The 8,311-nt window shown below is 29.2% G+C and carries 9 protein-coding genes and 2 pseudogenes; all 11 read left to right on the plus strand.

Annotated features, from left to right (window positions below):
• Positions 1 to 224 (plus strand): annotated as a pseudogene (locus ABUA17_RS17950) (YveK family protein); the annotation flags it as partial.
• Entirely contained in the window at positions 181 to 306 is a 126-nt protein-coding gene (locus ABUA17_RS17955; protein ID WP_279325396.1) for a hypothetical protein, read from the plus strand. The pseudogene ABUA17_RS17950 and the gene ABUA17_RS17955, both read left to right, overlap by 44 nt.
• A gap of 12 nt (positions 307 to 318) precedes the next feature.
• On the plus strand, positions 319 to 972 hold the full coding sequence (locus tag ABUA17_RS17960) for a CpsD/CapB family tyrosine-protein kinase (RefSeq protein ID WP_349818206.1): 654 nt from the start codon (positions 319 to 321) through the stop codon (positions 970 to 972).
• 77 nt (positions 973 to 1,049) lie between these two features.
• A pseudogene (locus ABUA17_RS17965) lies at positions 1,050 to 1,691 on the plus strand (sugar transferase).
• Positions 1,692 to 1,710: 19 nt separating this feature from the next.
• Positions 1,711 to 2,877, plus strand: coding sequence for a nucleotide sugar dehydrogenase (locus ABUA17_RS17970; protein WP_042402756.1), 1,167 nt, complete (start codon positions 1,711 to 1,713; stop codon positions 2,875 to 2,877).
• A gap of 33 nt (positions 2,878 to 2,910) precedes the next feature.
• Complete coding sequence (locus tag ABUA17_RS17975) at positions 2,911 to 3,708, plus strand: glycosyltransferase family 2 protein (protein WP_052330766.1); 798 nt, start codon at positions 2,911 to 2,913, stop codon at positions 3,706 to 3,708.
• Between the two features lie 20 nt (positions 3,709 to 3,728).
• A complete protein-coding gene (gene rfbA / locus ABUA17_RS17980; protein ID WP_055277989.1) occupies positions 3,729 to 4,595 on the plus strand; it encodes a glucose-1-phosphate thymidylyltransferase RfbA in 867 nt (288 codons plus the stop codon).
• 4 nt (positions 4,596 to 4,599) lie between these two features.
• Entirely contained in the window at positions 4,600 to 5,178 is a 579-nt protein-coding gene (gene rfbC / locus ABUA17_RS17985) for a dTDP-4-dehydrorhamnose 3,5-epimerase (protein ID WP_042402751.1), read from the plus strand.
• Between the two features lie 13 nt (positions 5,179 to 5,191).
• The gene (gene rfbD / locus ABUA17_RS17990) at positions 5,192 to 6,085 is read left to right on the plus strand and encodes a dTDP-4-dehydrorhamnose reductase (RefSeq protein ID WP_055277990.1); all 894 of its coding nucleotides are present in this window, start codon (positions 5,192 to 5,194) and stop codon (positions 6,083 to 6,085) included.
• Between the two features lie 99 nt (positions 6,086 to 6,184).
• Positions 6,185 to 7,243, plus strand: coding sequence for a dTDP-glucose 4,6-dehydratase (gene rfbB / locus ABUA17_RS17995; RefSeq protein ID WP_042402745.1), 1,059 nt, complete (start codon positions 6,185 to 6,187; stop codon positions 7,241 to 7,243).
• 12 nt (positions 7,244 to 7,255) lie between these two features.
• The gene (locus ABUA17_RS18000; protein WP_055277991.1) at positions 7,256 to 8,257 is read left to right on the plus strand and encodes a glycosyltransferase family 2 protein; all 1,002 of its coding nucleotides are present in this window, start codon (positions 7,256 to 7,258) and stop codon (positions 8,255 to 8,257) included.
• Positions 8,258 to 8,311 lie beyond the last annotated feature (54 nt).

An 8,311-nucleotide genomic window follows, 5' to 3' on the forward strand; every position in this document is an offset into this window, starting at 1 on the left:
GTAAAGATCCAAATGAAGCTAAGGATGTATTAAAAAGTGTAACAGATGAATTTATAGTAACTGCAAAGGAACTTGTTTCTAATGGTAATGTAAGAGTTATTGAAGAAGTTGAACTTCCACAAAATCCAGTAAGTCCAAATAAAAAAAATGAATATAGCAATAGCATTTTTAGTAGGACTTATGGTAAGTGTAGGTTTAGTTTTCTTATTAGAATATTTAGATAATACATATAAAAATAAAGAGCAGCTTGAAAAAGATTTAGGAATACCAGTACTTGGAGCTATTCCAGATGTTGAAAATTTATAGGAGGTAAGATGAATGTTTATAGTTGAAAAAAGTCCAAAGTCTGTAGCAGCAGAAGCTTATAGAGCTTTAAAAACTAATATTCAATATTCTTCTTTTGATAAAGAATATAAAACTATAGTAATAACTAGTTCCAATCCAGGAGAAGGTAAATCTACTACAGCAGGAAATTTAGCATTAACTTTAGCTAAGGGAGAAGCAAAAGTTTTATTAGTAGATTGTGATATGAGAAAGCATTCTGTTCATAAGAACTTTAGAATTACTAATACATATGGTATTTCTGATATCTTACTTCAAAAGAAAAAGGTTACGGAAGTAGCTTATTCTTATAATAAAAATCTTAGTATAATAACAGCTGGAAAGGTACCACCAAATCCAGCGGAAATGCTAGCTTCAAAGGCAATGACTGCATTTTTAAAGGAAATGAAAGATCATTTTGATTATATTGTTTTAGATACACCACCAGTGCAAGCGGTTGCTGATGCTCAAATTTTATCAACGAAGACTGATGGAACTCTTGTTGTAGTTAGGGCAGGTGTTACAAAAAAGGATGAAGTTAAAAATACTATTAATACGTTAAATAAGATTAATGCTAATATTATTGGAACTATTCTGCACGCTGTAGATAACACTAGAAATAAATATCAATATTACTATGGAAATGAATAATGCTTTATCAATAAAGTTGTTTTATAGGGTTTATATTTTATAGAGAAATGGGGGAGGAATGAGTGGAAGTACTTAAAATTGAGTTTGAGAATATAAAGGAAAATAAAGCAAAGTTAAGCTTTTATGAAATTTGTAAAAGAGCAATAGATATTATAGGAGCTATAAGTGGATTACTTTTGTTAAGTCCGGTTATTGTAATAGTAGCATGCGCAATTAAATTTACTTCAAAAGGGCCTATATTTTTCTCTCAAAAAAGAGTTGGTAAAAATGGAGAGTTATTTGATATGTATAAATTTAGGTCTATGGTAGTAAATGCTGAAGAACTTAAGGAAAAGTTAGAACAGCAAAATGAAAGGTACGGACCTATGTTTAAAATGAAAGATGATCCTAGAGTAACTAAGGTTGGAAGGTTTATTAGAAAAACTTAATTAGATGAACTTCCGCAACTTTGGAATGTTCTTAAAGGTGAAATGAGTTTAGTTGGGCCTAGACCAAGTTTACCTAAGGAAGTTGCTCAATTTGAAAACTGGATGTGTAAAAGACTAACTGTAAAACCAGGCTTAACTTGTTATTGGCAAGTGAGTGGAAGAAATAATATTGGTTTTGAGGAGTGGATGAGGCTTGATAATAAATATGTAGATGAACGAAATCTTTGGATTGATATTAAGTTGATATTTAAAACTGTATTAGTATTGTTTGGTGATAAAAATGCATCGTAAAGTGAAAGAGGTAAGAAAGATGAAGATAGCTATAGCAGGAACAGGGTATGTTGGTTTATCTAATGCAATTCTTTTAGCTCAACATAATGAAGTAGTTGCAGTAGATATAATTCAAGAAAAGGTAGATATGATTAATGATAAAGTATCGCCTATAGTTGATAAAGAAATACAAGATTATTTAAGTAATAAAGAGTTAAATTTAATTGCAACTACAGATGCTTATAAAGCATATAAAGATGCCGAATTTGTAATAATTTCAACACCAACTAATTATGATCCAGAAATGAACTATTTTAATACAAGAAGTGTTGAAGCAGTAATTGCAAATGTACTTTCTATTAATCCAGAAGCAACTATGATAATTAAATCTACAGTACCGGTTGGATATACAAAAAAAGTTAGAAAAATGTTTGAAACTGATAATATAATTTTTTCACCTGAATTCTTAAGAGAAGGAAAGGCACTATATGATAACCTTTATCCTTCAAGAATTATAGTTGGTGAGCAAAGTAAAAGAGCTGAAAAGTTTGCTAATCTTTTAAAAGAAGGAGCAATAAAAGAAGATATTCCAGTGCTATTTACAGATAGTACTGAAGCAGAAGCAGTTAAGCTTTTTTCTAATACATATTTGGCATTAAGAGTTGCTTATTTTAATGAGTTAGATACTTATGCTGAAATGCATGGCTTAAATACTAAGCAAATAATTGAAGGTGTAGGATTGGATCCAAGAATAGGAACTCATTATAATAATCCCTCATTTGGATATGGGGGATACTGCTTACCTAAAGATACTAAGCAACTAAGAGCTAATTATGAAGATGTTCCTAATGAAATTATTAGTGCAATAGTTGAGGCCAATAGAACAAGAAAGGATTTTATTGCAGATCAAATTATTAAGAAAAATCCTAAGATTGTTGGTATTTATAGATTAACTATGAAAACTGATTCTGATAATTTTAGAGCATCTTCAATTCAAGGAATAATGAAGAGAATAAAATCTAAAGGCATTGAAGTAGTTGTTTATGAGCCAGTACTCAAGGAAGAAACTTTCTTTAACTCTAGAGTTATTAGAGATTTAGAGGAATTTAAGAATATTAGTGATGTTATTGTTTCTAATAGATTAGCAAAAGATTTATTTGATGTAGAAGATAAGGTTTATACTAGAGATTTATTTAATAGAGATTAATATAATTTAAGAAAAGGTATAAAGGAATATACTATGAAAAAAGAATTATCAATAATTATAGTTAATTATAATAAATATCAATTAACTCAAAAATGTATAAAGTCAGTTATTAGTAATATTAATAATATAGAATATGAAATAATTGTAGTAGATAATTGTTCTACTACAATTATTTCATATACACAGCTAATTAATAAAAATAAAAATAATAAGAATGTTAGAGTATTAAAAACTATACAAAATAAAGGATTTGGATATGGGAATAATGAAGGAGTAAAAGCTTCTAAGTATGAAAATATACTTTTATTAAACCCTGATGTGGAGGTTTTAGGGGATTCTATAGAAAAAATGCTAGATAGGATTTTAAGTGATAATAATATAGGTGTAATAGGATGTAAATTATTAAATGAAGATTTAACTTTACAGTATTCATGTAGAAGATTTATTCCACTTACTAAATTTTTATTAGCTAGAACACCTTTAAAAAGGTTAGCATCTAATAAAGTGATAAACAAAATTAACTCACAATACTTAATGCTAGATTATGATCATATAGAGGAGAAAGAAGTAGATTGGTTAATGGGGTCATGTCTAATGTTAAGAAAAAAAGATTTTAATGAAGTTAAGGGATTTAGTAAGGAATATTTTATGTATTTTGAGGACGTAGATTTATCATATAAATTAAAGAAAGCAGGTAAAAAAATACTTTACTATCCGCAAGCCAGCATGATTCATTTACATGAACAGGAAAGTACAAAGAAGATAAATAAATTAACTTATTTTCATTTTATAAGTATGTATAAATTTTATAAAAAATTCGTTCTAAATTAAAATTATGGAGGGAGATAGCTATGAAGGGAATAATATTAGCAGGTGGATCTGGCACACGTCTTTATCCAGTGACAAAATCTATGTCAAAACAAATGGTACCAATATATGATAAACCAATGATTTATTATCCAATGTCAGTTTTAATGTTAGCAGGAATAAGAGATATACTTATAATATCAACACCAAGAGATATCATTAACTTTAAGGCATTATTTAAAGATGGTTCAGAATATGGTTTAAACATTGAATATGCGGTTCAAGAACAACCTAATGGATTAGCAGAAGCATTCATAATTGGTGAAGAGTTCATTGGCAATGACAATGTTGCAATGATATTGGGAGATAATATATTCTATGGTCAGAATTTTAGTTCACACTTAAAAGAAGCAGCACAATTAAAGAGTGGAGCAATGGTATTTGGATATTATGTTCAAGATCCAAGAGCGTTTGGGGTAGTTGGATTTGATGAAAATGGAAAGGTAACATCTTTAGAAGAAAAACCTGAAAAGCCAAAATCAAAATATGCAGTACCAGGACTTTATTTCTATGATAATTCAGTTGTGGAAAAAGCAAAATCATTAAGGCCTTCACAAAGAGGAGAATTAGAAATAACAGATTTAAATAAGTTATATATGGAAGAAGGAACTTTAAAGGTAGACTTATTAGGTAGAGGAATGGCGTGGCTTGATACAGGAACTCAGATATCAATGCTTAAAGCATCAAACTTTGTTGAAGCAGTACAAACAACTCAAGGAACATTTATAGCTTGTCTTGAAGAAATTGCATATAGACAAGGATGGATTTCTAAAGAGAAAGTTAGAGAATTAGCTAAACCTTTAATGAAGACTGAATATGGAAAGTATTTAATAGATATAATTGAGGAGTAGAAATATGGTTGAAGTAGGAAATTTTAAATTTATAGAAACTAAAATATCTGATTTATATATTGTAGAGCCAAAGATATTTGGAGATACAAGAGGATACTTTATGGAAAGTTACAACAAGCAACACTTTGATAAAGCTGGATTAACAATGACTTTCGTGCAAGATAATGAATCGAGATCTAAAAAAGGTGTTTTAAGAGGATTACATTTCCAAACACAGCATACACAAGGAAAGCTTGTAAGATGTACTGAGGGTGAAGTTTGGGATGTTGCTGTAGATTTAAGAAAAGGATCACCAACGTATGGACAATGGGAAGGTGTCTACTTAAGTGCAGAAAATAAGAGACAATTCTATGTACCAGAAGGTTTTGCACATGGATTTGTAGTATTATCTGAAACTGCAACATTTAACTATAAATGTACAGATTTCTATTCACCAGAGCATGATGGTGGACTTTTATGGAACGATGAAGATATTGCTATAGAATGGCCATTAGATGGAATAGAAGAAATATTATTATCAGAAAAAGATAAGAAGCAAAAGAAATTTAAAGAATTAGATTTACCGTTTGTATATGAAGGCTAGGAGGGATAGCATCATGAAGATCTTAATAACTGGTTCAAATGGACAATTAGGAAATGAACTTCAAAAAATAGTATCTACAGGAAAAGCAGAAATAGGAGCAGTTTCAGAAGAAATTAAAAATGCTGAAGTTTTTGCTATGGATGTAGATATATTAGATATAACGAATTTAGAACAAGTTAAAAAAGTTTTAAATGAAGTTAAACCAGATGTAGTTATAAACTGCGCTGCAGCAACTAATGTTGATGGATGTGAAGCAAATCAAGATTTAGCTTTTAAAATAAATTCACTAGGGCCTAGAAATTTAGCTATGGTAGCTGAAGAATTAGGAGCAAAAATAGTTCAAGTTTCAACTGACTATGTATTTAGTGGAGTAGGAGAAGCTCCATTAAAGGAATGTGATTTAGTAGCTCCAGTAAGTGTTTATGGAAAAACTAAACTTTTAGGTGAAGAATTTGTAAGAGACTTTTCAACAAAATATTATATAGTAAGAACAGCATGGCTTTATGGATATGTAGGTCATAACTTTGTTTATACAATGATGAAGCTTGGAAAAGATAGAGATACATTAAATGTTGTAAATGACCAACTTGGAAATCCAACGCATGCAAATGATTTAGCATATCATATATTTAAGCTTATTCAAACAGAAGAATATGGAGTATACCATTGTACAGGAAAAGGTGAATGTAGCTGGTATAATTTTGCTTCTGAAATAATGAAACTTTCAGGAAGAAATTGTACAGTAAACCCTTGCACTTCTGAAGAATATAAGAGTATGTATCCTAATTCAGCTGATAGACCAGCTTATTCATCACTTGATAATATGATGCTTAGATGTACTATTGGTGATGAAATGAGAAATTGGAAGGATGCTTTAAAAACTTTCATGGATAATGTTGAAAAGTAATTAAGATTTAAGATCAAATTAAAGTAGAACTTAATTCATTGATTATAGCAATAAATTTATTAATAAATTTAAGCTTTTAATAATAAGGAGAATTTAATTATGAAAACTTATTTAGTAACTGGTGGGGCTGGATTTATAGGCTCAAACTTTGTATTATACATGTTAAATAAATATGAAGATATAAGAATAATAAACTTAGATAAGTTAACTTATGCAGGAAACTTAGAAAATTTAAAATCAATTCAAAATGATTCAAGACACATATTTGTACACGGGGATATTTGTGACAATGAATTAGTTAACTCTTTATTCAAAAAATATGAAATAGACTATGTTGCTCACTTTGCAGCAGAGTCTCACGTTGATAGAAGTATAAGAGAACCAGAAGTATTTGCTAAGACGAATGTTATGGGAACAGTAAATCTTTTAAACTGTGCAAAAGCAGCATGGGAAAATGAAGATGGAACATGGAAAGATGGAGTTAAGTTCTTACACGTTTCAACTGACGAAGTTTATGGATCATTAGGGGAAACAGGATACTTCATGGAAACTACACCACTTGATCCTCATAGCCCATACTCATCAAGTAAGGCTGGATCAGATTTAATGGTTAAGGCTTACCATGATACTTACAAAATGCCAATGAACATAACAAGATGTTCAAATAACTATGGACCATTCCAATTCCCAGAAAAGTTAATACCTTTATTAATTAATAATTGTTTAGAGCATAAGAATTTACCAGTTTACGGTGATGGAATGAACATAAGAGATTGGTTATTTGTTGAAGATCATGCTAAAGCTATTGATATGGTTATAAACAATGGTAGAGTTGGAGAAGTTTATAACGTTGGTGGGCACAATGAAAGAACCAATATTACAATAGTTAAGACTGTAATAGCCTATTTAAATGAAAATGTCGATAAAGCAGTTACTGAAAGCTTAATTAAGTATGTTGAAGATAGAAAAGGTCATGATAGAAGATATGGAATCGACCCAACTAAGATTAAGGATGAATTAGGATGGTATCCTGAAACTACATTTGAAGTTGGAATTAAGAAGACTATTCAATGGTATTTAGATAATCAAGAATGGATGAAAAATGTTACTTCAGGGGAATATAAAAATTATTACAATAAGATGTATGAGAATAAGTAAGGAATGAAAAGTATGGAATTAATAAGTTTAGTAATTATTAATTATAATAATAAGTCTTATTTGAAAAGATGTATGAATTCGATATTTGATCAAACCTATAAAAATCTTGAGATAATTTTTATTGATAATGAATCAAAAGATGGCTCATTTGAGTATATGAAAGAAGAATATCATGATAATGGTATTCTTCTAATTAGAAATAAGATTAACAATGGATATGCTGGTGCTGCGAATCAAGGGATAAAATTGTCAAAAGGTAAATATGTCATGATTTTGAATCCAGACATTATTATGGAGAGTGATTTCATAGAGAAGATGATTGTGTTTATCGAATCTGATGAAACAATAGGAGCCTTATCCGGAAAATTACTTAAATATGATTTTGAAAGAAATAAAAAGCTTAATTATATAGATAGTGCAGGAATAATAATGTTTAAAAACACTAGATGTATTGATAGGGGGCAAAATGAAGAGGATTTAGGTCAATATGATAAGACAGAGCAGGTTTTTGGAGTATGTGGAGCTGCCCCATTATATAGACGTAGTTGTTTAGAAAAAGTATCAATAGATGGTGAATATTTTGATGAGGATTTTTTTGCATATAAAGAAGATGTTGATCTATCATGGAGACTGAATTTGGCAGGATTTAAAAATATGTATTATCCTAAAGCTATTGCTTATCATGGAAGAGGATTAGGGGGAAGTAATGGCGGCGTAATAGATTTTATTAAAAATAGAAAAACACAATCAAAGTTTTTAAGAGGAATATCTTATAGGAATCATTTAATGATGTTATTTAAAAATAATGTAAACAATACTTTAGACAAATATAAATTAGATATTATATTAAGGGAATTGAAGTTTACATTATATTCTATTATATTTGAAGCTTTTAACTTTAAATATTTTATGGAAGCAATTAAGTTAAGAGATAAAATGAGAATTAAACGAGAAAAAATAGAGAAAATAACAAAAATAAATGATATTACACTAGAATCTGTTAAGCTGATATGAAAAAATAGCTTGATTTTTCATAGAATTGCTCGCTCTTTGAAAATTATATAAGTT

Origin of the sequence: Clostridium sp. RTP31139st1_H3_RTP31139_211217 (genome assembly GCF_040227035.1) — a bacterium.
In the GTDB taxonomy this organism is placed as follows: domain Bacteria; phylum Bacillota; class Clostridia; order Clostridiales; family Clostridiaceae; genus Clostridium; species Clostridium saudiense.